General features: G+C 72.2%; 21 protein-coding genes and 1 riboswitch. Of the genes, 11 read left to right on the top strand and 10 right to left on the bottom strand.

The features are described from left to right. Positions 1–18: 18 nt before the first annotated feature. Positions 19–199, bottom strand: a riboswitch (cobalamin riboswitch). A 17-nt stretch (positions 200–216) separates the two neighbouring features. Genes ABZX22_RS05350 through ABZX22_RS05340 form a run of 3 tightly spaced genes read left to right on the top strand, consistent with a single transcriptional unit; the run spans position 217 to position 3,751 of the window. After that, the gene (locus ABZX22_RS05350; RefSeq protein ID WP_354906272.1) at positions 217–1,665 is read left to right on the top strand and encodes a precorrin-3B synthase; all 1,449 of its coding nucleotides are present in this window, start codon (positions 217–219) and stop codon (positions 1,663–1,665) included. Further along, positions 1,662–2,282 (top strand): precorrin-8X methylmutase, encoded by a 621-nt coding sequence (locus ABZX22_RS05345; protein WP_354906270.1) that lies wholly within the window; start codon positions 1,662–1,664, stop codon positions 2,280–2,282. Before ABZX22_RS05350 ends, ABZX22_RS05345 begins: the two co-directional genes overlap by 4 nt. 5 nt (positions 2,283–2,287) lie before the next feature. After that, positions 2,288–3,751 (top strand): precorrin-2 C(20)-methyltransferase, encoded by a 1,464-nt coding sequence (locus ABZX22_RS05340; protein ID WP_354906498.1) that lies wholly within the window; start codon positions 2,288–2,290, stop codon positions 3,749–3,751. On the opposite strand, the gene ABZX22_RS05335 is transcribed toward ABZX22_RS05340, so the two are convergent. Further along, positions 3,724–4,464, bottom strand: a complete 741-nt coding sequence (locus ABZX22_RS05335; protein WP_354906269.1) for a cobalt-precorrin-6A reductase — start codon at positions 4,462–4,464, stop codon at positions 3,724–3,726. The two genes, ABZX22_RS05340 and ABZX22_RS05335, sit on opposite strands and share 28 nt — an antisense overlap. Positions 4,465–4,544: 80 nt before the next feature. Between ABZX22_RS05335 and ABZX22_RS05330 the strand changes: the two genes are divergently transcribed. Further along, positions 4,545–5,612 (top strand): cobalt-precorrin-5B (C(1))-methyltransferase, encoded by a 1,068-nt coding sequence (locus ABZX22_RS05330; protein ID WP_354906268.1) that lies wholly within the window; start codon positions 4,545–4,547, stop codon positions 5,610–5,612. On the opposite strand, the gene cobM is transcribed toward ABZX22_RS05330, so the two are convergent. Genes cobM through ABZX22_RS05315 form a run of 3 tightly spaced genes read right to left on the bottom strand, consistent with a single transcriptional unit; the run spans position 5,603 to position 7,937 of the window. Continuing rightward, positions 5,603–6,349, bottom strand: coding sequence for a precorrin-4 C(11)-methyltransferase (gene cobM / locus ABZX22_RS05325; RefSeq protein ID WP_354906266.1), 747 nt, complete (start codon positions 6,347–6,349; stop codon positions 5,603–5,605). The two genes, ABZX22_RS05330 and cobM, sit on opposite strands and share 10 nt — an antisense overlap. Then, complete coding sequence (gene cbiE, locus ABZX22_RS05320; protein ID WP_354906264.1) at positions 6,346–7,551, bottom strand: precorrin-6y C5,15-methyltransferase (decarboxylating) subunit CbiE; 1,206 nt, start codon at positions 7,549–7,551, stop codon at positions 6,346–6,348. Before cbiE ends, cobM begins: the two co-directional genes overlap by 4 nt. After that, the gene (locus ABZX22_RS05315) at positions 7,548–7,937 is read right to left on the bottom strand and encodes a TIGR03618 family F420-dependent PPOX class oxidoreductase (RefSeq protein WP_354906262.1); all 390 of its coding nucleotides are present in this window, start codon (positions 7,935–7,937) and stop codon (positions 7,548–7,550) included. The genes cbiE and ABZX22_RS05315 overlap by 4 nt, the downstream gene beginning before the upstream one ends. Before the next feature lie 110 nt (positions 7,938–8,047). Here ABZX22_RS05315 and ABZX22_RS05310 point away from each other — a divergent pair, with 110 nt between their 5' ends. Beyond that, the gene (locus tag ABZX22_RS05310) at positions 8,048–8,899 is read left to right on the top strand and encodes a bifunctional methylenetetrahydrofolate dehydrogenase/methenyltetrahydrofolate cyclohydrolase (protein WP_354906261.1); all 852 of its coding nucleotides are present in this window, start codon (positions 8,048–8,050) and stop codon (positions 8,897–8,899) included. Positions 8,900–9,018: 119 nt separating this feature from the next. Here the strand turns inward: ABZX22_RS05310 and murQ are convergent, their stop codons facing one another. The 3 genes from murQ to ABZX22_RS05295 all read right to left on the bottom strand — a co-directional run bounded on the left by murQ (position 9,019) and on the right by ABZX22_RS05295 (position 12,268). Further along, positions 9,019–9,924 (bottom strand): N-acetylmuramic acid 6-phosphate etherase, encoded by a 906-nt coding sequence (gene murQ, locus ABZX22_RS05305; protein ID WP_354906259.1) that lies wholly within the window; start codon positions 9,922–9,924, stop codon positions 9,019–9,021. A 71-nt stretch (positions 9,925–9,995) separates the two neighbouring features. Further along, complete coding sequence (locus tag ABZX22_RS05300; protein WP_354906258.1) at positions 9,996–10,868, bottom strand: MurR/RpiR family transcriptional regulator; 873 nt, start codon at positions 10,866–10,868, stop codon at positions 9,996–9,998. After that, positions 10,853–12,268: a glycoside hydrolase family 3 protein gene (locus ABZX22_RS05295; protein ID WP_354906256.1), complete on the bottom strand. Its 1,416-nt coding sequence runs from the start codon at positions 12,266–12,268 to the stop codon at positions 10,853–10,855. The genes ABZX22_RS05300 and ABZX22_RS05295 overlap by 16 nt, the downstream gene beginning before the upstream one ends. A gap of 133 nt (positions 12,269–12,401) precedes the next feature. Between ABZX22_RS05295 and ABZX22_RS05290 the strand changes: the two genes are divergently transcribed. Both ABZX22_RS05290 and ABZX22_RS05285 read left to right on the top strand, forming a co-directional pair. Further along, the gene (locus ABZX22_RS05290) at positions 12,402–13,928 is read left to right on the top strand and encodes a family 10 glycosylhydrolase (RefSeq protein WP_354906254.1); all 1,527 of its coding nucleotides are present in this window, start codon (positions 12,402–12,404) and stop codon (positions 13,926–13,928) included. 96 nt (positions 13,929–14,024) lie between these two features. Then, positions 14,025–15,116, top strand: a complete 1,092-nt coding sequence (locus ABZX22_RS05285; protein ID WP_354906252.1) for an anhydro-N-acetylmuramic acid kinase — start codon at positions 14,025–14,027, stop codon at positions 15,114–15,116. Here the strand turns inward: ABZX22_RS05285 and ABZX22_RS05280 are convergent. Further along, a complete protein-coding gene (locus tag ABZX22_RS05280; protein WP_354906250.1) occupies positions 15,113–15,754 on the bottom strand; it encodes an FHA domain-containing protein in 642 nt (213 codons plus the stop codon). The two genes, ABZX22_RS05285 and ABZX22_RS05280, sit on opposite strands and share 4 nt — an antisense overlap. A gap of 181 nt (positions 15,755–15,935) precedes the next feature. Between ABZX22_RS05280 and ABZX22_RS05275 the strand changes: the two genes are divergently transcribed. The 4 genes from ABZX22_RS05275 to ABZX22_RS05260 all read left to right on the top strand — a co-directional run bounded on the left by ABZX22_RS05275 (position 15,936) and on the right by ABZX22_RS05260 (position 20,108). Then, a complete protein-coding gene (locus tag ABZX22_RS05275) occupies positions 15,936–17,057 on the top strand; it encodes a citrate/2-methylcitrate synthase (protein WP_354906248.1) in 1,122 nt (373 codons plus the stop codon). A 212-nt stretch (positions 17,058–17,269) separates the two neighbouring features. Then, a complete protein-coding gene (locus tag ABZX22_RS05270) occupies positions 17,270–17,602 on the top strand; it encodes a DUF3017 domain-containing protein (RefSeq protein WP_354906246.1) in 333 nt (110 codons plus the stop codon). Positions 17,603–17,654: 52 nt separating this feature from the next. After that, a complete protein-coding gene (locus ABZX22_RS05265) occupies positions 17,655–18,869 on the top strand; it encodes an NADP-dependent isocitrate dehydrogenase (RefSeq protein ID WP_354906245.1) in 1,215 nt (404 codons plus the stop codon). Between the two features lie 234 nt (positions 18,870–19,103). After that, a complete protein-coding gene (locus ABZX22_RS05260; RefSeq protein WP_354906244.1) occupies positions 19,104–20,108 on the top strand; it encodes a polysaccharide deacetylase family protein in 1,005 nt (334 codons plus the stop codon). A gap of 74 nt (positions 20,109–20,182) precedes the next feature. Here ABZX22_RS05260 and ABZX22_RS05255 read toward each other — a convergent pair whose 3' ends face one another. Both ABZX22_RS05255 and ABZX22_RS05250 read right to left on the bottom strand, forming a co-directional pair. Further along, positions 20,183–21,172: a hypothetical protein gene (locus tag ABZX22_RS05255; RefSeq protein ID WP_354906243.1), complete on the bottom strand. Its 990-nt coding sequence runs from the start codon at positions 21,170–21,172 to the stop codon at positions 20,183–20,185. A 32-nt stretch (positions 21,173–21,204) separates the two neighbouring features. Next, entirely contained in the window at positions 21,205–22,335 is a 1,131-nt protein-coding gene (locus ABZX22_RS05250; protein ID WP_354906497.1) for a saccharopine dehydrogenase NADP-binding domain-containing protein, read from the bottom strand. Positions 22,336–22,408 lie beyond the last annotated feature (73 nt).

The raw sequence follows: 22,408 nt of genomic DNA, 5'->3' as shown, positions 1-22,408 counted from the left end.
GTCCTCGCCCCGGTCGCGGGTGTCACGAGAGCGGGAGTCTCCTGGCTCCCGGATCGACGCTCACCCCGGCCTTCCCGTCCGTCGCCGGACAGTGGCCTGCGGTGGGGTTCGCTCCCCGGTCACAGTGGCGGGACCGCGCCGGCTTCGCACCGGCTTCCTCCGTCGCCCTCGTCTGTGATCAGACTAGAGGGTTTTGAACGGGTTACCATCCTCCCCGTGGACATAACCGACGTTTCAGGACACCTGCGCCCTGATGCGTGTCCCGGGGCCCTTCAGGTCCACACCGCCGCGGACGGCGCCCTCGCCCGGGTCCGCATCCCCGGTGGCTTCCTCACGGCGGCCCAGCTGGGCGAGGTGGCGGCGTGCGCGGCCGAGCTGGGATCGGGCGTGATCGAGCTGACCTCCCGGGCGAACCTCCAGGTCCGCGGCCTGCGCGTCACCCCCGCCCCGCCGGACGGGCTTCGGGCGGGTCCCGGATCGGGCGCGGCCGCGGCGAGCGTGCCGGTCTTCGCGGCGCGGATGGCGGCGGCGGGGCTGCTGCCGTCGGCCACCCACGAGCGGGTCCGCAACATCCTCGCCTCACCGCTGGCGGGACGCGCCCCCTCGTCCCTGGTGGACGTCCGGCCGCTGGTCGCCGACCTGGACCGCCGGCTGTGCGCCGCCCCCGAACTGGCCGCGCTCTCCGGCCGCTTCCTGTTCGCCCTGGACGACGGCACCGGTGACGTGCTGTCCTGCGGCGCCGACGTGACCTTCCTGGCCACCTCGCCCACCGGCGGGGTGCTGTTGCTCGGTGGGGCACGGCATGCCGTACCCGTGACCGTGTCCGGCGCGGTTCCGCTGATGCTCGCGGCGGCCTCGGCCTTCATGGAGCTGAGCGACGGCACCGCCTGGCGCGTCACCGACCTCCCGGACGGCCCTGCCCGGCTCGCCGCCCGCCTGAACCCGCCGACCACCCAGGACCCCGGCCCGGCGACTCCGCGGCAGGACGCCCGGTTCCCCGGCCCTGCCCCACAGGGCGACCAGGCTCCCGCCCAGGCCCGGCGGGGGGACGACCAGGCTCATGCCCAGGCCCGGCAGGGGGACGACCAGACCCCCGCGCAGGCCCGGCGGGGGGACGACCAGGCTCATGCCCAGGCCCGGCGGGGGGACGACCGGGGGACGATGACCCCGGATGTCGAGACGGCCGCGCGCGGCGCCGGGGTGCGCGACGCGGGGACCCGCCCGCAGCGTGACGGCAGGGTCGCGCTCGAGGTCGTGGTCCCGCTCGGCCGCCTGTCCGCCGGTCAGGCCACGGCGCTCGCCGCCTGCGCCGCCGAGATCCGCGTCACGCCGTGGCGCACCGTCGTCCTGCCCGACCTGCCCGCCGACGCCGTCCAGCCGATCGCGGACCGCCTCACCGCCGCCGGGCTGGTCGCCGTCGCAGGGACGCCGTGGGCGGGCCTGTCGGCCTGCACGGGCCGCCCGGGGTGCGCGAAATCCCTGGCCGACGTCCAGCTCGACGCCAGACGCTGGGCGGAACGGCCCAGCCACGAACCACCGGCCCACCCGGTCCACTGGGCCGGGTGCGAACGGCGGTGCGGCCGTCCGGCGGGGGAGGTGGTCGACGTCGTCGCCACCCCGACCGGCTACCGTGTCGCGGGCCGTACCGAAGAAGAGGGGATATGACCGACTACATCCGCGACGGCGCGGAGATCTACCGGCGCTCGTTCGCCACCATCCGCGCGGAGAGCGACCTGGCCGGGATGCCGCAGGACGTGGCCCAGGTGGCCGTCCGCATGATCCACGCCTGCGGCATGACCGACCTGGTCGCCGACCTCGCCTACTCGCCGGGCGTGGTCGCCGCGGCGCGGGCGGCCCTGCGCGGGGGCGCGCCGATCCTGTGCGACGCCATGATGGTCGCCTCCGGGGTGACCAGGGCGCGCCTGCCCAGGGACAACGAGGTGATCTGCACCCTCGGCGACCCGGGCGTGCCGGGGCTGGCCGAGCGGATGGGCACGACCCGCAGCGCCGCCGCCCTGGAGCTGTGGCGCGACCGGCTGGACGGCGCGGTCGTCGCCGTGGGCAACGCGCCCACCGCCCTGTTCAGGCTCCTGGAGCTGGTCGAGGAGGGCGCGGGACGCCCCGCGGCGGTGCTCGGCATCCCCGTGGGCTTCATCGGGGCGGCCGAGTCGAAGCAGGCGCTGGCGAGCGGCGACCTGGAGTACCTGGTGGTGCACGGCCGCAGAGGCGGCAGTGCGATGGCGGCAGCGGCGGTCAACGCGATCGCCTCCGAGCGAGAGTGAGCGACGTGGCGGGACGGCTGTTCGGGGTGGGGCTGGGGCCCGGGGATCCCGAGCTGGTGACGGTCAAGGCGGCCAGGCTGATCGGCGAGGCGGACGTGATCGCCTACCACAGCGCCAGGCACGGCAGGAGCATCGCGCGGTCGATCGCGCTGCCGTACATGCGGGAGGGGCAGGTCGAGGAGCTGCTGAAGTACCCGCTGACCACGGAGACCACCGACCACCCCGGCGGCTACCAGGGTGCGCTGGAGGACTTCTACGCCGAGTGCGCGCAGCGGCTGGCCGCCCATCTGGACGCGGGCAGGGCCGTCGTGGTGCTGTGCGAGGGCGACCCGCTCTTCTACGGCTCCTACATGCACATGCACAAGCGGCTCGCCCACCGCTACGAGACCGAGGTCGTGCCGGGCGTCACCTCGGTGGCGGGGGCGGCGGCGGTGCTGGGACGCCCGCTGGTGGAGCACGAGGAGACGCTGACCGTGCTGCCTGGCACGCTCCCGGCCGACGTCATCACCGAGAAGCTGAAGAGCGCCGACTCGGTGGCCGTGCTCAAGCTCGGCAGGACCTTCGAGAAGGTCCGTGACGCGCTGGCGGAGGCGGGCCGGCTGGACGAGGCGTGGTACGTCGAGCGGGCGACGACGGCGAGCCAGCGGATCGAGCCGCTCAAGGACGTGGACCCGGCGAGCGTGCCGTACTTCTCGCTGGCGATGCTGCCCAGCGGCGGTGGGCGGGCCGACGAGGAGCTGAGGCCGGGCGTCGCGGTGGTGGGGCTCGGGCCCGCGGGAGCGCAGTGGCTCACGCCGGAGGCGCGGCAGGTGCTGGCGGAGGCGACCGACCTGGTGGGGTACGGCCCGTACGTGGACCGGGTGCCGCAGCGGGCGGGCCAGGTCAGGCACCGCACCGACAACAGGGTGGAGGCCGAGCGGGCCGCGCACGCGCTGGAGCTGGCCCGCCAGGGTCGCAGGGTGGCGGTCGTCTCGTCCGGCGATCCCGGCGTGTTCGCGATGGCCAGCGCGGTGCTGGAGGCGGCCGAGGGCTTCCCCGACGTGCCGGTGCGGATCGTGCCGGGCCTGACGGCCGCGCACGCCGTGGCCGCCAGGGCGGGGGCGCCGCTGGGGCACGACTATTGCGTGATCTCCCTGTCGGACCTGCTCAAGCCGTGGGACATCGTGGCCGGGCGGCTGCGTGCCGCCGCCGCGGCCGACCTGGTGCTGGCGATCTACAACCCGGCCTCGCGCAGCCGTACCTGGCAGGTGGACGCCGCCCGCGACCTGATCATGGAGCATCGCGACCCGGCCACGCCCGTGGTGATCGGCCGCGACGTCGGGGGTCCGCAGGAGACGATCACCGTGACCACGCTGGCCGGGCTCGACCCGGCGCAGGTCGACATGCGCTGCCTGCTGATCGTCGGCTCCTCGACCACCCGCGTCACCGGCGACGGCGTCGTCTACACCCCGAGGCGATACCCGGCATGAACCCACGCCACGGCCGCCGCCACGGTGTCCACGAGCACCGCGTCCTCGGGCAGCGGCGGCCGTCGGACGACCACCACGGGCAGTTCGAGCTCGGCGGCGGCCGTCAGCTTGGCGGTGGTCATCTCGCCGCCGCTGTCCTTGGTGACCAGCACGTCGAGCCGGTGCTCGCGGATGAGCGCCCGCTCCCCTTCGACGGTGTAGGGGCCGCGCGCCAGCACCACGTGGACATTGGCGGGGACCGGCGGCTCGGGCGAGTCGACCGATCTGGCCAGGAACCACATACCGGACAGACCGGCGAACACCGGCAGGCTCCTGCGCCCGGTCGTCAGGAACACGCGGCGGCCCAGCGAGGGCAGCGTCCGCGCGGCCTCCTCCAGCGAGTCGACGAGCACCCAGCCGGGCCGGGGCGGCCAGCCGGGGCGCCGCAGCACCAGCAGCGGCACTCCCGCGGTACGGCACGCCTCGACGGCCCCGGCGGTCATCCGCCGCGCGAACGGGTGCGTGGCGTCCACCACGGCGTCGATCCGGTTGGCGGCGATCCAGGCGGCCAGCCCCGCCGCGCCGCCGAACCCGCCGACGTGCACCTCGCCCACCGGCAGCCTGGGGTCGCGCACCCGCCCGGCCAGCGACGACACGACATGGACGGCGCCGTCGAGGGCGGCCGCCAGGGCGCGCGCCTCGGCCGTGCCACCCAGGATCAGGATCCGCCGCACGTCCCCTCCATCCTCGACATGAGCATCCTCGACATGAGCGTCCTCGACATGAGCACCCTCGACATGAGCACCCTCGACACATGAGCACCGCGTCCCCGAGCACAGGGCTGCGCCACGGCTGGACCACCGGCGCGTGCGCGACCGCGGCCACCGCGGCCGCCTACACCGCGCTGCTGACCGGTGACTTCCCTGACCCGGTCACCATCACCCTGCCCAAAGGGCAGCGGCCCGCGTTCGCCCTGGCCAGGGAGTCGCTGGGCGCCGGCTTCGCCGCCGCCTCCGTGGTCAAGGACGCCGGCGACGATCCCGACGTGACGCACGGCGCGCTGATCACCTCGACGGTACGGCACGCCGCCCCCGGCACCGGCGTCACCTTCAGGGCGGGCCCGGGCGTCGGCACGGTCACCAAGCCCGGCCTGCCGCTCGAGGTGGGCGAGCCGGCCATCAACCCGGTCCCGCGCCGGATGATGAGAGAGCACATCGCGGCCGTCGGCGGCAGCGGCGACGTCATCGTGGAGATCTCCGTCGAGCACGGGGAGGAGCTGGCCCGGCGGACCTGGAATCCCCGGCTCGGCATCCTCGGCGGCCTGTCGATCCTCGGCACGACCGGCGTCGTCGTGCCCTACTCGTGCTCGGCGTGGATCGACAGCATCCGCAGGGGCGTGGACGTGGCCATCGCGGCGGGCCGTACGCACGTGGCCGGGTGCACGGGCAGCACCTCCGAGCGTGTGGCCGCCGAACTGTACGGCCTGCCCGAGGACGCCCTGCTCGACATGGGCGACTTCGCCGGAGCCGTCCTGAAGTACCTGCGCCGGCACCCGGTGCCGCGGCTGACGATCGCGGGCGGTGTCGGCAAGCTGTCCAAGCTCGCCGACGGCCACCTGGACCTGCACTCGGGCCGCTCCCAGGTCAACCTCGACCTGCTGGCGAGGCTGGCGGGGGAGGGCACCGGGCTGGCGGAGCGGATCCGCGGCGCCAACACCGCGCTGCACGCCCTGCGCATGGCCCAGGAGGAGGGGGTGCCGCTCGGCGACCTGGTGGCCGAGCGGGCGCACGCCACCGCGGCCGGGGTGCTGCGCGGAGCGCCCGTCGAGGTGGACGTCGTGGTGATCGACCGGGCGGGCGTGATCGTGGGCCGTCACGGCTGACGGCAGCGCGCGGCCGAGTACAGGTGGCTGTCGGGGAACTGGGTGGCCGCCAGCACCCTGCCCACGACGATCACCGCGGTCCTGACCACGCCCGCGGCCCGCACCTGGTCGGCGATGTCGGCGAGGGTGCCCTTGAGGATCAGCTCGTCGTCGCGGCTCGCCCGGGCGACGACCGCCACGGGGCAGTCGGCGCCGTAGGCGGGCGTCAGCTCCGCCGCGACCTGCGCGATCCGCTGCACGGCCAGGTGCAGGACCATGGTGGCCCTGCTCGACGACAGCGTGGCCAGATCCTCGCCCTCCGGCATGGGCGTCGCCCGCGCCGAGGTCCTGGTGAGGATGATCGTCTGGCCGACGCCGGGCACGGTGAGCTCCCTGCCGAGCGACGCGGCCGCCGCCGCGAACGCGGGAACCCCCGGCACCACCTCGTACGGCACGCCGATCGCGTCGAGCCGCCGCATCTGCTCGGCCATCGCGCTGAAGACCGACGGGTCGCCGGAGTGGAGCCTGGCCACGTCCAGGCCCTTGGCGTGGGCGTCGGCCAGCTCGGCCACGATCTCGTCGAGCGTCAGGTTCGCGGTGTCGACCAGGCGGGCGTCCCGCGGGCACGACTCCAGCAGTTCCTCAGGCACGAGCGAGCCGGCGTACAGGCACACCGGCGCGCGCTCGATCAGGCGCAGCCCGCGCAGCGTGACGAGGTCGGCCGCGCCGGGTCCCGCGCCGATGAAGTGGACGGTCACGTGCCGCTCTCCTTGGTCGCTGTCCAGATGGTCACCGGCATCATCGTCCGCCAGCCGGTGAAGCCGCCGATCGGGGCGGCCCTGCTGACCGACAGGCGTACCAGGTCGCCGCCGTGCCTGCCGTACCGGGAGGTCAGGACGGACTCCGACTCCAGGGTGACGGCGTTGGCGACCAGCCTGCCGCCGGGTGGCAGGGCCTGCCAGCACGCCTCGAGCAGGCCGGGCACGGTGGCCCCGCCGCCGACGAAGACCGCGTCGGGCGCGGGGAGCCCCTCCAGGGCGGCGGGCGCCCGCCCCGTGACGACGCGCAGCGCGGGCACGCCGAGCGCCGCCGCGTTCCGCCCGATCCTGGCCGCCCGTTCGGGGTGGCTCTCGACGGCGATCGCGCGGCAGCCGGCGTCGGCCCGCATCCACTCGATCGCGATGCTGCCCGCGCCGGCGCCGACGTCCCACAGCAGCCGGCCCGGCAGCGGGGCCAGGTGGGCGAGGCTGACCGCGCGCACCTCGCGCTTGGTGAGCTGCCCGTCGTGCTCGAAGGCGTCGTCGGGCAGGCCGGGCACCAGCGGGCGTGGCACCGTCCCCTCGTCGGCCGCGCACTCCACCGCCACCACGGTCAGGGCGGTGCCGTCCCGCTCCCACGTGGCGGCCTGGCCGGTGTGGTGCGTCTCGTCCGCCGAGCCCAGGTCCGACAGCGCGTGGAGGGTGCTCGCGCCGTACCCGTGCTCCCGCAGCAGTCCGGCCACGAGGGCGGGCCCCCGCGCGTCCGCCGCCAGCACCAGCAGCCGGCGCCCCGGCAGGACGGCGCGTCGCAGCGCGTCCAGCGGCCTGCCGACCAGGCTGACCACCGCCGTCTCCTCGACCGGCCAGCCGAGGCGCGCGCACGCCAGCGACAGGCTGGACGGGTGCGGCAGCACGCGCAGGTTCTCCGGGCCCGCCAGCCTGGCCAGCGTCGAGCCGATCCCGAAGAACATCGGGTCCCCGCTGGCCAGCACGCACGGCGCCGCGTCGCCGAACTCGGCCAGCAGCCCCGGCAGCGCGGGCAGCAGCGGCGAGGGCCAGCTCACCTTCCGCGCCCGGCCGTCGGGCACCAGGCCGAGCTGGCGCGCCGAGCCCAGCAGCACGCCCGCCTCCGCCACGGCCTGGCGGGCCTGGGGCGACAAGCCGTCCCAGCCGTCGGCGCCGACACCGACGACGGTGATCACACGCTGCCCATGGCGCGGGTGACCTCGATCTCGATGACCACCCGGGCCGGGTTGGGCCGGGGCGGCTTGTAGCGGGCGGTGTAGCGGGCCTCGGCGTCGGCGACCCGCTCGGGCTCGGTCCGCACCGTCGCCGTGCCCTCCAGCGTGGACCAGCGGCGGCCGTCGACCTGGCACAGCGCCACCCGGGCGCCGTCGTCGCCGGCGAGCAGGCGGGCCTTGCGTGAGGTGCCGGAGGTGATGACCCTCGCGATCCCCGTCTCCAGGTCGAGCGTCGCGCCCACGGGCACCACGTGCGGCGTGCCGTCCGGCCTGACGGTGGTCAGCGTGCACAGGTGCCGCTCCCGCCAGAACTCGGCGAACCCCGCTCCCCGCGCGGCCAGATCCACCTTCGCCCCTTTCGTCCGTCCATTCTGCATGGTCAGGGTAGCGAGGCCCCGCGCTCACCTGACGGGACGGGGCTTGCGGACGGCGCGGGAGGCTCTGCAAGGATGTGGACATGAGCGCTGTGAAACTCGACGGCAAGGCGACCGCGGCCAAGATCAAGGCGGACCTCACCGCGCGGGTGACCGCGCTCAAGGAGCGGGGCGTCGTGCCCGGGCTCGGCACCGTGCTGGTCGGCGACGACCCCGGCAGCCAGATCTACGTCGCGGGCAAGCACCGCGACTGCGCGGAGGTCGGCATCGCCTCCATCCGCGTCGACCTGCCGGCGACGGCCACCCAGGCCGACGTCGAGGCCGCCATCGACGAACTCAACGCCTCACCCTCCTGCACCGGCTACATCGTCCAGCTCCCCCTGCCCAAGCACCTCGACACCATGGCGCTGCTGGAGCGCATGGACCCGGCCAAGGACGCCGACGGCCTCCACCCGGTCAACCTCGGCCGCCTCGTGCACATGGTCGAGGCCCCCCTTCCCTGCACGCCGCACGGCATCGTGCTGCTGCTGCAGGAGTACGGCGTGCCGCTGAAGGGCGCCGACGTCGTGGTGGTCGGCCGTGGGATCACCGTGGGCCGCTCGCTCGGCCTGCTCCTGACCAGGCGCACCGAGAACGCGACCGTGACCCTCTGCCACACCGGCACGACCGACCTGGCCGCACACGTACGGCGCGCCGACATCGTCGTGGCGGCGGCGGGCGTGCCCGGGCTCGTCACGGCCGACATGGTCAAGCCGGGCGCGGCGGTGCTCGACGTGGGCGTGTCGCGGGTCGACGGCAAGATCGCCGGTGACGTGGCTCCTGACGTGGCGGAGGTGGCCGGCTTCCTCACCCCCAATCCCGGTGGAGTGGGGCCGATGACGCGCGCGCTGCTGCTGGCCAACGTGGTCGAGGCGGCGGAGCGCTCGCTCGCCTGACGGAGTGGGTGTGACGGGGAGGAGGATCGCTCTCCCCGTCACACGGTCCCTCTCCATGCGGTCCGCCGACCGGACGAGGGTCGCTCGTCCGGTCACGCGGTGTCCTCGCCCGGGGTCGGTCAGGCGAAGGAACGGAGGGCTTCGCGGAGGTTGCCGGAGGTGCGGTCGAGGGCGGCGCGGGCCTCGGCCGGGTCGGCGCCCGTGAGGAGCATGATGACCGCGGCGGGGACCGAGCCGTCCGCCGCGCGGAGAGCCGGCGCGACCTCGGCGTCCGGCAGGCCGGTGATGGTCGAGACCATGTCGCGCGCGCGGACCCACAGCTTCTCGTTCGAGGCCACCAGGTGCGTCATCAGGTTCCCGTGCGTGCGCCCGAGCCGCACCATGGACAGCGTCGTGATGGTGTTGCAGACCAGCTTCTGCGCCGTTCCGGCCTTGAGCCTGGTGGACCCCGTCAGGAACTCGGGGCCCACCACCACCTCGATGGCGATCTCCGCCGCCGCGCCGAGCGCCGAGCCCGCGTTGCACGCGACCCCGACGGTCAGCGCGCCGACGGCGCGGGCGTGCCGTACGCCTCCCACCGCGTACGGCGTGCGCCCGCTGGCCGAGATGCCCACCACCGCGTCGGCGGCGGACACCTCCACCTCTGTGAGGTCGGCGACGGCCAGCGCGGCCGAGTCCTCCGCGCCTTCGACGGCGACCGTGAAGGCCGAGGGCCCGCCCGCGATGAGCGCGAACACCTCCGACGGGCTGGTGCCGAAGGTGGGGCCGCACTCGCTGGCGTCGAGCATGCCGATGCGCCCGGCCGTACCGGCTCCGAGGTAGATGAGCCTGCCGCCGTCGCGCAGGCGCGCGGAGACGGCGTCGACGGCGGCGGCGATCTGCTCGGACTGGCCCGCGACGGCGGCGGGGACCAGGGAGTCCTGCTCGTTCATGCGCCTGACCAGCTCGATCGTGGGCAGCACATCGAGGTCGTCGAGTCCGGGCAGCCGCTGCTCGGTGACGAGATCGGAGATGCCGCGCGTCATGGTCCCCCCGCAGGATGGAGAAAAGCTAGCTATCTACGACTATATGTGAAAATTTCCTTCATCGGCACCCCTCATCGCGTTCTGAAGATCTCCAACGCCTCCCTGGTCGCGCGCAGCGCCGTCTCGGAGCTGTCGAACGTGCGCTGCGCCAGCCCGACGAAGATGCAGTCGACGATCAGGAGCTGGCTGATCCTGCTGGCCAGCGCCCCGGGCCGGAAGGCCGTCTCCCGCCCCGCGGACACCAGCACGTGGTCGGCGGTCTGGGCCAGCGAGGAGCGCGGGTTGTTGGTGATGGCGATGGCGAGCGCGCCCGCCTCCTTCGCCGTCCTGGTCGGCGCGATCACGTCCGTCGTCTCGCCCGAGCAGCTCACCGCCACCACGACGTCGCCCTCGTGCAACAGCGCGGCGCTGGTCAGGGCGAGGTGGGCGTCGTTGAACGGATGGCTCGACAGGCCGATGCGCATCAGCTTGTGCGCGAGGTCGGCCGCCACCAGGCCGGAGGCGCCCACGCCGTAGACGTTGATCCTGCGGGCGGCGGCGATGGCCGCGACGACCTCGCCGAGCTGGTCGGGCACGAGCTGTTCCGCGGTGTCCGACAACGCGTCCACCTCCGCCCTGGTCACCTTGGCGATCACGTCGGTGAGCGGGTCGTCGGGTCCGAGGTCGCCCGGCACCAGCCGCTCGGGGGTGTCCCGCGCGACGGCGCCCGCCAGCGCGAAGCGGAGCTGGGAGTAGCCGGAGTAGCCGAGGGCACGCGCCGTCCGCACGATGGTCGCCTCGCTGGTGCCCGACACCGCGCTGAACTCGGTGATCGTGCTGCGCACCACCAGGCCGGGATCGTCCAGGATGATCCTGGCGATGGCCTGCGCCGCGGGCGTGAGCGACGGCAGCACCGCCCGCACCGCCGAGACCGGGTTGACCGGCTCGTTCATCTGGTCAGCCATCGTGCCACCGCCTTCGCCGAGACCTTGGAGATTCCGTGCGTGGCGATGTGGGCCGCGCCCGCGGGCTCGGCGGGGATGCCCGTCTCGACGACGATCACATCGGGGCGCTGCCGTACGGCCTGCGCCACCGTGTCCCGCACCCACGTGTGCCGGGCCGCGTCGTGGACGACCAGCACCACCGGCCGCTCGCCGGGCACCGAGGAGAGCTCGGGGGAGGAGGTCCGTTCGGTCCCCGGCAGCACCTCGCCGAGCGCCGCGGCCAGGCCTGCCGGGGTGTTCGGGTCGACGGCCTGGTTGTGGCGGGTGTTGACCTCGACGACCAGCGGAGCGGTGGTCAGCCGGGCCGAGCCCGTGACGGTGAGCGCCCTGACCGCCGCCTCCATGCCGGCCTCGGCGTCGGGCGCGGCGTCGCGCGGCTGCCTGCCGTACCAGTCGGACAGGGCCCGCACCCGCCCCGCCGCCTCGGCCAGGCGCTCCTCGGGGAGTGACCCGTCGCGCACGGCGGCCACGATGGCGTCGCGGATCTCGGCCAGACCCTCGGCGGTGACCAGGCCCGCGCAGATCGCGTCCGCGCCCGCCCTGAGCGCCCGGACCGCGATCTCGCCCGGCGAGTACATCGCCGCGACCGCCTTCATCTCGATCGCGTCGGTGACCAGCATCCCGTCGAAGCCGAGCTCCTCCCTGAGCAACCCGGTCAGGATCGTACGGCTCAGCGTGGCGGGCATCGCGGGATCGAGCGTGGGGACCAGCAGGTGCCCGCACATGATGGACCGCACGCCCGCCTCGATGGCCGCCCTGAACGGCGGCAGGTCGCGGTCGCGCAGCTCGGCGAGGGAGGCGTGGACGGTCGGCAGCGCCAGGTGGGAGTCGGTGACGGTGTCGCCGTGGCCGGGGAAGTGCTTGGCGCAGGCGGCCACGCCCGCTCCCTGCACGCCCCTGACGTAGGCGGCGGAGTGGCGCGCGACCAGGTCGGCGGTCGGCCCGAACGAGCGGACCCCGATCACCGGGTTGGCCGGGTTGGCGTTGACGTCGACGGAGGGGGCGTAGTCGAGGGTGATGTCCAGTTCGGCGAGCATCCGCCCGATCTGGCGGCCCACCCGCTCGGTCAGCTCCTCGTCGTCGACCACGCCGAGCGCCCGGTTGCCGGGGAAGGAGCTGCCCTCGCCGGTCTCGAGGCGGGTGACGACGCCGCCCTCCTCGTCGATGGCGACGACCACGCCGGGGTTCTCCGCGCGGAGGGCGGCGACCAGGTCCGCCGTGGCGGGCGAGACGTTGCGCGCGAAGAGCACGGCGCCGCCGAGCCCCTCGCCCAGCGCCTTTCGCAGCCAGTCGGGGGCGGTGACGCCCTCGAACCCGGGCTGGAGGACCGCCAGGGCGAGTCGGTGCAGGTCAGCGGGCACAGAACCTCCTCGGTACGCGTCGCGACCGGGTGACCGGCCCGCGCGGCATTTTCTTTCACAATTGTTGATCTGAAGGTAATTTTCTGCCATCGTCGCCCTGGAACACAACCACCTCCCCCGAGAGGCACCCCCCATGCCCACTAGAAGGACCGTTCTGAAGGGTCTGGCCCTCGCGGCAGCCGCTTCCGTCGTGCCGCTCCCCGCCTTCGCCGAGCCCGACTACGTGCCTCCGCTGCGCCAGATGCGCGGCATGTGGATCGCTTCCGTCGTCAACATCAACTGGCCGTCGAAGCAGGGGCTGACCGCGGACGAGCAGAAGGCCGAGTTCATCGCCTGGCTCGACCTGGCGGTCGAACGCCGGCTCAACTCGGTCTTCGTGCAGATCAGGCCGACCGCCGACGCCTTCTGGCCGTCACAGTTCGAGCCGTGGTCGCACTGGCTGACCGGCGTGCAGGGACAGGACCCCGGCTACGACCCGCTGGGCTTCGCCGTCGAGGAGACCCACAAGCGCGGCCTGACCTTCCACGCGTGGTTCAACCCCTACCGCGTCTCGATGCAGGCCGACCCGACCAAGCTGCACCCCTCGCACCCCGGACGGGTCCACCCCGAGTGGATCCTGCCCTTCGGCGGCAAGCTCTACTACAACCCGGGCATCCCGGAAGTGCGGAAGTTCTGCCAGGACGCGATGCTCGACGCGCTGGTCCGTTACGACATCGACGGCCTGCACTTCGACGACTACTTCTACCCGACCAACACCACGGCCTTCAACGACGCCGACACCTTCGCCACGCACGGCGCGGGCTTCCCCGACCTTGCCTCGTGGCGGCGCCACAACGTGGACCTGATGGTCTCGGAGATGCAGCAGCGGGTCCGGGAGGCCAAGCCGGAGGTGGCCTGGGGCATCAGCCCGTCGGGCATCTGGCGCAACAAGGGCACCGACCCCCTCGGCTCCGACACCAACGGCGGCCAGTCCTACGACAACCTGCACGCCGACACCCGTGGCTGGGTCAAGAAGGGATGGCTCGACTACATCGCGCCCCAGCTCTACTGGTACATCGGCCAGCCGCCCGCCGACTACAGCAAGCTGGTGCCGTGGTGGTCCGACGTGGCGAACGGCACGGGCACCATGCTGTGGATCGGCCAGGCCGCCTACAAGGCCGGCGACCCCGCCCAGGCCCCGCAGTGGCAGGACCCCGCCGAGCTGTCGAAGCACCTGACGCTCAACCGGGCACACCCGCAGGTCGGCGGCGACATCTGGTACAACGCCAACGACCTGCGCGTCGACCGGATCGGCTCGGTCACCACGGCGGTCCGCGACCACTACCAGCGGCCCGCGCTGCCGCCGCTGCTGCCCAGGCTCGCCGACGGCGAGAAGCCGAAGCGTCCCGTCCTCGCCCACGTGCGCAAGGTGTCCGGCGGCGTCGAGCTGAACATCGTCGCGACCGGCAGTCAGGAGCCGTTCCAGTTCGCGATCTTCCGGGCGGCCGACGAGATCGACACCTTCGACGACGGCCGCAACCTGGTGGCGGTCGTCCCCGGTGACCGGCTCGTACGCTGGGTGGACGCCGAGGGCAAGAGCGGCGACCACTACTACGTCATGGCCGTCGACCGGGTCAGCAGGACCAGCCGGCCCAGCCGCGGCCGACAAGTCTGGTACTGATGAGAAACGTGGCTATCAGACTGCCGCGCATCTCTTTTTGCAGGCCAGCGCCGTATCGGCAGTCCAGCGGCCACGTTTCTCATCAGTAGGAGACACATGCGGGTTCTCGGGTTGATGTCCGGCACCTCCCACGACGGGATCGACAGCGCGATCGTCGACTGGTCGATGGAGGGCGACGTCCTCACCGGTGTGATCACCCACACCGGTGAGCGTCCCTATCCGGCCGAGCTGAGAGCCCGTCTCCTGGCCGCCCTGCCGCCCTCTCCCGTCACGCTGGCCGAGGTGTGCGCGCTCGACACGCTCATCGGACAGGCCTTCGCCGACGCCGCGCTCGCCGCGGGCGAGGCCGACCTGGTCTGCTCCCACGGCCAGACGCTCTACCACTGGGTGTCCGACGGCCGGGTGCACGGCACGCTCCAGCTCGGCCAGCCCGCGTGGATCGCCGAACGCACCGGCCTGCCCGTCGTCTCCGACCTGCGCGTGCGCGACGTGGCGGCCGGAGGGCAGGGCGCGCCCCTGGTCTCCTACCTCGACCGGCTGCTCATCAGCGGGCTGCCCGGCCGGGCGGGGGCGCTCAACCTGGGCGGCATCGCCAACCTCACGACCGCCGAGTACGCCTACGACACCGGACCCGCCTGCGCGCTCATCGACGCGGCCGCGCCGCCGTACGACAGGGACGGGGCGCTCGGGGCGGCGGGCACGGTCGACGAGAAGCTGCTGGCCGAGCTGCTGGACGAGCCGTACTACCGGTTGGACCCGCCCAAGACGACCGGCAAGGAGCTGTTCACGCCCGGCTACGTCACCTCGGACCTGCCGCCGGCCGACCTCGTGGCGACGCTGACCGCGCTGACGGCCAGGACGGTCGCCGACGAGATCGGCAGGCACCGGCTCGACACCGTGATCGTCTCCGGCGGCGGCACGCGCAACCCGACGCTCATGGGGATGCTCGCCGCGCTCACACCTGCCCGGCTCGTCCCGAGCGACGAGCTCGGCATCCCCTCAGACGCGAAAGAGGCGATCGCCTTCTCGCTGTTCGGCTGGCTGACCGCGCACGGCCTGCCCGCCACCGTGCCGGCATGCACGGGCGCGGCAGGCCCGCGCATACTCGGCACGATCACCCCGGGATCCGGACCTCTCAGACTGCCGGAACCCCTCGCCGAAGCACCGGTCGCCCTGCGGGTCGGTTAACTGGCGCGGCGGCCGGCCGGCTGGCTCTCCTGGGACGTTCCGGTGCGCTGTGGCGGCACCACCGGCGTCGGCCTGACCAGGCCGAGCGCCACCACCTCGTTGGCCAGCCTGGTGCGCCTGTTGGTGCCCTCGGGGATCCGGAACTTCTGGTAGAGCCTGAGCAGGTGCTGCTTGACCGCCGCCTCGGTCACCACGAGATCGTCGGCGATCTCGCGCGCCGTGGCCGGGGCGACGAACGCCTCGTCCGACAGGGCGGGCCTGCACAGCGATGTGAGCACGTCGACCTCGCGCCTGGTGAGCTCGGGCGCGGCGGCCCTGCGGAGCTCGACCTCGGGCGTGAAGTCCTCGCGCGGCACGCCACCGATGCGTCCGCGTGCCGCGCCGAAGGAGACGACGTCGCCGTCGTCAAGGACCCTCCGGGCGATCGGCCTCCCGTTCACCCGCGTGCCGTTGCGGGACAGGCCCAGGTCAACGACATACAGGTAGGGTCCGCGCCGAACGAACTCAGCGTGGAGCCGAGACACGCTCGGGTCGGTCAGCCGGATGTCGACGCCCCGGCCCCTTCCCACTGTCGTGATCTCGGGACGCAACGGGACGACCTCGCCGGTGTCCTCGATGCGTATGAAGGGCCCCTCCACGGCAGTTCCTCCCCAGGTAGCCCGCCGTTACTGTTACTACAGCTCCGGCTTACCCAAACGAAGGGATGGGGAATCGCCTTTGCCATAAGGAGAATCCGGCGTGAAATTGGTCTGGACCTCTGCGGCCGGTTTTGCCTGCTCACGGGTAGACTTTCGGCGGAGATAAGCGGAGGAAACACACATGGCGGACAAGCCCACAAAAGGCCTGGCCGATGTCGTCGCCGCGTCCACAGCGCTGAGTGACATCGACGGGAAGGCCGGTCGCCTCTTCTACCGTGGATACGACATCCATGACCTGGCCGGCCACGCGACGTTCGAAGAAACCGCCCACCTGCTGCAGCGCGGCAAGCTGCCCACACGCCAGGAACTGGGCGCGTACGGCGACGAGCTCGTCAGGGGACGCGAGCTGGGCGCGCTGGTGTCGGCCAACATCGCCGAGATCGCGGAGAAGCAGAAGCCGATGGAGGCGCTGCGCTCGCTGGTCTCCCTGTCCGGCGCCGACGATCCCGACAAGGACTCGATCGCCGCCGACGCCAACCTGCGCAAGGCCGCCCGTCTGACGGCCCAGCAACCGGTGCTCGTCGCGTACTACCACGCCGCCCGCACCGGCAAGGACCTGCCCCAACCTGACGACTCCCTCAGCATCGCGGGCAACTTCCTCCTGCAGGTCACCGGCCGCACGCCGAGCCCGCGCGAGGTCGAGATCTTCGACACCTGCCTGGTCCTGCACGCCGACCACACGATGAACGCCTCCACGTTCGCCGCCCGCGTGTGCGCCGCGACGCTGTCCGACATGCACTCGGCCATCGTCGCCGCCATCGGCACGCTGAAGGGCCCGCTGCACGGCGGCGCGAACGAGCAGGTCATGAAGACGCTGGAGTCGCTGGACCCGTCGCAGGTGGCGCAGTCGGTACGCGACAAGCTGGCCGCGCACGAGAAGATCATGGGCTTCGGGCACCGCGTCTACAAGACCGAGGACCCGCGCGCGACGCACCTGCGCAGGATGTCCGAGGAACTGGCCACCGCGTCGGGCGACGACACCTACTACCGGATGTCGAAGGAGATGGAGGAGGTCGTCTTCGAGTCCAAGGGCCTCTATCCCAACGTCGACTTCTACGCCGCCACGGTCTACCACTACCTGGGCATCCCCACCGATCTGTTCACCCCGGTCTTCTCGGTCAGCCGCATGTCCGGCTGGACGGCGCACGTCATCGAGCAGCACGCCGACAACCGGCTGATCAGGCCCGACAGTGAGTACATCGGTGAGCGTGACCAGAAGTGGAAGCCCATCGACGAGCGATGAGCCGGGCCGGAGAGAGCGAGGCCGTCGATGCCAACGCAGGCCCGAGCGAATGCGACCATGGGCGCGCGCGATGAGCCGGGCCGGAGAGAGCGAGGCCGTCGATGCCAACGCAGGCCCGAGCGAATGCGACCATGGACACGAGCGATGAGCGGCCCGAATCCGGGCGTCGGGGTCGGCACGGCCCCCCGCGGATGCGACCATAGGCACGAGCGATGAGCCAGGCAGAAGAGAGCGAGGGCGCCCGCCTCGACGGGCGCCCGAGCGACGAGAGATGGGGACCGTACCCGCCGATTCTGGCGGGTGCGGCTCTCGGCGTGCTCGCGATCTTCCTGGTGGACGCCGAATGGGGCGGCTTCGCGCTCGGCGCCGTGATCCTGGTCGCCGCCGCCGTCCGTTTCGCCGGCTACGGCGGGGCGCTTGCCGTACGAGCGAAGAACGCCGATGTCTCCACCATGGTGGTGCTCGGAGCCGCGCTGGTGGTCACCGCGCTGTTCCTGGAGTACCCCGACCTGAAGGCGCAGCTTCTGGCCCTTTTCGGCCGGTGACGCCGCCTCCGATAACCTCAATCATCATTTGTCACGAAGGGGAACCATACGCATGCCCAAGATCAAGGTAGAGGGCCCCGTCGTCGAGCTTGACGGCGACGAGATGACCCGGATCATCTGGCAGTTCATCAAGGACCAGCTGATCCTTCCCTACCTCGACGTCGACCTGAAGTACTACGACCTCGGCATCGAGCACCGCGACGCCACCGACGACCAGGTCACCATCGACGCCGCCAACGCCATCAACAAGTACGGCGTGGGCGTCAAGTGCGCCACCATCACCCCCGACGAGGCCCGGGTCGAGGAGTTCGGCCTCAAGAAGATGTGGAAGTCCCCGAACGGGACCATCCGTAACATCCTCGGCGGCGTCATCTTCCGCGAGCCGATCATCATGTCCAACGTGCCGCGCCTGGTGCCGGGCTGGACCAAGCCGATCGTGGTCGGCCGTCACGCCTTCGGCGACCAGTACCGCGCCACGGACCTGAAGATTCCCGGCGAGGGCACGCTGACCCTGACCTTCACCCCGAAGGACGGCACCGAGCCGATCGAGCTCGACGTGTACGACTTCCCTGGCAGCGGCGTGGCGCTGGCCATGTACAACCTGGACGAGTCGATCCGCGACTTCGCCCGCGCCTCCATGCGCTACGGCCTGGCCCGCAACTACCCGGTCTACCTCTCCACGAAGAACACGATCCTGAAGGCCTACGACGGCCGCTTCAAGGACATCTTCGCCGAGGTGTACGAGGCCGAGTTCAAGGCCGACTTCGAGAAGGCCGGGCTCACCTACGAGCACCGCCTCATCGACGACATGGTGGCCGCGGCCCTGAAGTGGGAGGGCGGCTACGTCTGGGCGGCCAAGAACTACGACGGCGACGTCCAGTCCGACACCGTCGCGCAGGGCTTCGGCTCGCTCGGCCTGATGACCTCCGTCCTCATGACCCCCGACGGCCGGACCGTCGAGGCCGAGGCGGCGCACGGCACGGTGACCCGTCACTACCGCGAGCACCAGAAGGGCAACCCGACCTCCACGAACCCGATCGCCTCGATCTTCGCGTGGACGCGTGGCCTGCAGCACCGCGGCAAGCTCGACAACACCCCCGAGGTGATCGACTTCGCCGAGAAGCTCGAGCGGGTCTGCATCGAGACCGTCGAGAGCGGCCAGATGACCAAGGACCTCGCGCTGCTGGTCGGCGGCGACGCCAAGTGGCTGACCACCCAGGACTTCCTGGCGGCGCTGGACGAGAACCTCAAGAAGAAGATGGCCTGACCTTCTTCCTCCGCCTCACCCTGCCTGAGGGCCGCCCGGTGGGCGGCCCTTTCGCGTTCCTCCCACACGGACATGGCGGGAGGGCGACACGTGGCCGCACGCGAAGGCTCTCCTGGCCGATTCCATACCTACACCCGGTCCATTCACATACCGTGAATGGGTAAGAGCACCCTGTAGTCGATCTACCGGGGGGTTCCCATGCGGATGCTGGGTGCAGGGCTGATAGTGATAGGCGTGTTGACCGCGGGCTGCGGCGGTGCGAACACGGGAGCGAACCTCGCCAAGCCGCAGCTCGACCAGGCCGCCCTGCAGCGGCAGGCGCAGGCCGCCAAGGCCGCCAAGGCGGCGAACGCCGCCAAGGTCAGGGCCAACGAGCTGGGTCAGATCCCAGTGATCATGTTCCATCGGGTCATCGAGAAGCCGGCCACCCACGACGACCGCACCCCCCAGCAGTTCCGCGCCGACCTCGAGCGTCTGGCCAAGGACGGCTACGTGCCGATCACCGCCGCCGAGCTCGTCACCGGCAGGATCGACATCCCGGCGGGCCGGCACCCCGTCGTCCTCACCTTCGACGACTCCTCGCCCTCGCAGCTCGCCATGGACGAGCTCGGCCAGGTGAAGCCGGACACCGCCGTCGCCATCCTCCAGGACGTCGCCAGGAACAACCCCGGCTTCCGCCCCGTCGCCACCTTCTTCGTGACGCGCGACATGTTCGGCAAGACCACGCCGGAGGAGAAGTCGCAGATGCTGCTGTGGCTGAAGCAGAACGGCTTCGACATCGGCAACCACACCCGCGACCACCTCAACCTCCTGGGCAAGTCGCAGAAGCAGGTCATGGGCGAGATCGCCGCCGGCCAGCGCCTGGTCACCGACCTGGAGGGGGCGGCGCCGATCACGCTGGCGCTGCCGTACGGGAACCAGCCGCGCAAGAAGGAGTGGGCGGCGACGGGCAAGAGCGGGCCGACCTCCTACAAGCACGCGGGCGTGTTCCTGGCCGGGTACACGCCGGCGGCGGCGCCGTTCAACAAGAACTTCGACCCGCTCGGCATCCCGCGCATCAGGGCCATGGACAAGAAGGGCGACTGCTCGCAGTTCTGCTCCACCGCGTGGCTCGACTGGCTGAAGTCCAACCCCGACCAGCGCTACACCTCGGACGGCGACCCGCAGACGGTGGCCTTCCCGAAGTTCAAGGCGCCGTTCCTGCGCAAGGCCTTCGCGCAGCGCGCGCTGCCGTACTAGGAGGGCCGCCGTTCCAGGAGACGGCAGCACTGGAAGGCCGTCGTTCCAGGAGACGGCACTGGAAGGCCGCCGTTCTAGGAGACGGCGCCGAACGCGACGGCCTCGGGGGCGAGCGGCAGCCGCTTGACCCTCGCGGTCCGTCCGGTGGTGAGGTCGAGGGAGAAGAAGCCGACGAACTCCTGCGTGTCGGCCGTGAACGTCCTGATCAGCAGCTTGTCGCGGCTCAGCCAGGTCTCGGCGGACGAGACGGTCGGCTCGCGCAGCGGGTTCGGCCGCAACGGCTCCCGCCGCCTGCCCGTCGCAGGGGCGACCAGCTCGATCGTGTCGGCGGGCTCGTCGCCGACCAGCGCGAGCCAACGCCCGTCGGGAGACAGCCGAGCCGTCGAGGGGACCTCGACGGTGCTCATCCGCGCCCCGCTGGAGCGGACGACACCGACCACGGTGTCGTCCTTGCTGGCGAAGACGATGTCAGGAGTGATCCCGATCACGCCGTCGACCAGCGGCAGGGTCGTGACCTTGCCGCTGTCGAACTCCGTGACGAGCACCTGCTCGCCGTCGCTCACCGCGAACGCCGCGCCGTCGGCCGAGACCGCGATGGCGTCGGAGCGCAGGTTGGCCGTGTCGATCTCCGGCGACAGTTCGCGCACCGCGCCGCTGGGCAGGTCGTGCGCCACGAACCGCTGCCGCGCCACGCTGAAGTAGGCGAGCCGGTGCCCGTCCGCGCTCAGCCGGAACCCCGGCATGACCGACGCGCCGCCCTTGGTCGGCACCCACACCGCCGCGTCGGTCACCCTGATCCGGTAGGTGTAGCCGCCGTCGGCGTCGCGCGTCTCGTTGTAGTCGGTGACGAGCGTCTCCTTCTTGCCGCTGAACGCGTGGATCCACCACGACCTGCACTCGGGCGGGCCGTCGGTCTCGGGACACTCGTCCGGTACGGCGTAGCGAACCGCCACGGGCACCGCCCCGTGCTTCCACTCCAGGCCACCGGGCGCGGCCTCAGAGGCGCCGCACGCCGCCGTCATCGTCAGGACACCCGCGGTGAGCCACATTCGTACGTTCAGCACATGCATAGGACGTGCGCGACGCGGTCCTGGGTTCAATCCTCCAGGATCGTGAAGCCGATCCCCGCGGCGCGCAGACGGTCGATGAGCGGCCGCCCCATGGCGACGGCGGTGGTGAGCTGGCCCGCCACCTCGGGTACGTCGTCGAAGGCCAGGCACAGCGCCGACTCGGCCAGCATCTTCGCGGTCTCCGAGTAGCCGGGGTCGCCGCCCGAGACCTCGGTGACGACGCGCTTGCCTCCTCCCTCGCCGAGCAGGGTGAGCCTGAACCAACTGCGCGCCCGTCGCTCCGCCGAAGGCCCGTCACCGGCGGCGATCTTCCTGAGCAGCCAGTCGCGGCCCGCCGGGAGCTGCGCGAGTGCCGCCATCGCCCCGGCCCCCGCCGCCACCGCCAGCGCCGAGGGCAGGTGCCGGACGGCGAAGTACTGGCGGTAGGAGAAGTCGGGACCGTAGCGGTCGAGGGCGCGGGCGGAGCGGCCGACGATCTGGTGGTCGATCGTGGGCATGGGCAGCGCCCAGCCGCCGACGTAGCGCACGCCGCCCGGCAGCGCGCTCACCCTGCGGCCCTTCGGTCGCGGCTCGACGGCACGGCGCCGCGCCGCGGCCTCGGCCATCTGCCGTGGCCTCGACATCGCGGTCACCGCCGAGTGCAGGGTGCCGCCCGAGGGCCTGCCGTCGCCCCGCAGGAACCCGCTGACCCTGATCGGCACGTCCGGCGGCAACAGGCCCACCGTGAAGAGGACGCCGAGGTCGTAGGGGATGGAGTCGAAGCCGCACGCGTGCACGATCTTCGCTCCCGTCTCGCGGGCCAGGCCGTCGTGGCGGACGTACATCCTGTCGACGAACTCCGGCTCTCCGGTGAGGTCGACGTAGTGCGTGCCCGCCCGCGCGCACGCGGCGACCAGCGGCTCGCCGTACCGCAGATAGGGGCCGACGGTGGTGGCGACCACGCGAGCCCCGGCGGCGAGCGCCTCCAGGGAGGCGGTGTCGGTGACGTCGGCGTGCAGGAGGGGGACGTCCAGGCCCAGCGCCTCCAGCTTCGCCCGGTCGCGTCCGGCCAGCGCCCACCGGCATCCCGGAGGGACGGCCCTGGAGAGGTGGTCCGCGGTGAGGGCGCCGGTGAATCCGGTCGCGCCGAGCAGCACGATGTCGTACATGAGAGCCAGAATGTCATTCTGTGGACGTGGTGACGAGAGACTAAAGGAACGGTCCTGCGACCGCTGACACCTCCGCTGACTG

Source organism: Nonomuraea sp. NPDC003804, from assembly GCF_040610675.1.
Classification (GTDB): Bacteria; Actinomycetota; Actinomycetes; order Streptosporangiales; family Streptosporangiaceae; genus Nonomuraea.
Note: the sequence above shows the minus strand (reverse complement) of the source record. Positions and strands in the feature narration are given on the sequence as shown.

Excerpts from the sequence above, each read along its gene's own strand:
- ABZX22_RS05270 (WP_354906246.1), top strand. The coding sequence starts at position 17,270 with ATGAGCCAGGCAGAAGAGAGCGAGGGCGCCCGCCTCGACGGGCGCCCG.
- ABZX22_RS05285 (WP_354906252.1), top strand. The coding sequence starts at position 14,025 with ATGCGGGTTCTCGGGTTGATGTCCGGCACCTCCCACGACGGGATCGAC.
- ABZX22_RS05300 (WP_354906258.1), bottom strand. The coding sequence starts at position 10,868 with ATGGCTGACCAGATGAACGAGCCGGTCAACCCGGTCTCGGCGGTGCGG.
- murQ (WP_354906259.1), bottom strand. The coding sequence starts at position 9,924 with ATGACGCGCGGCATCTCCGATCTCGTCACCGAGCAGCGGCTGCCCGGA.
- ABZX22_RS05310 (WP_354906261.1), top strand. The coding sequence starts at position 8,048 with ATGAGCGCTGTGAAACTCGACGGCAAGGCGACCGCGGCCAAGATCAAG.
- ABZX22_RS05275 (WP_354906248.1), top strand. The coding sequence starts at position 15,936 with ATGGCGGACAAGCCCACAAAAGGCCTGGCCGATGTCGTCGCCGCGTCC.
- ABZX22_RS05330 (WP_354906268.1), top strand. The coding sequence starts at position 4,545 with ATGAGCACCGCGTCCCCGAGCACAGGGCTGCGCCACGGCTGGACCACC.
- ABZX22_RS05290 (WP_354906254.1), top strand. The coding sequence starts at position 12,402 with ATGCCCACTAGAAGGACCGTTCTGAAGGGTCTGGCCCTCGCGGCAGCC.
- ABZX22_RS05345 (WP_354906270.1), top strand. The coding sequence starts at position 1,662 with ATGACCGACTACATCCGCGACGGCGCGGAGATCTACCGGCGCTCGTTC.
- ABZX22_RS05265 (WP_354906245.1), top strand. The coding sequence starts at position 17,655 with ATGCCCAAGATCAAGGTAGAGGGCCCCGTCGTCGAGCTTGACGGCGAC.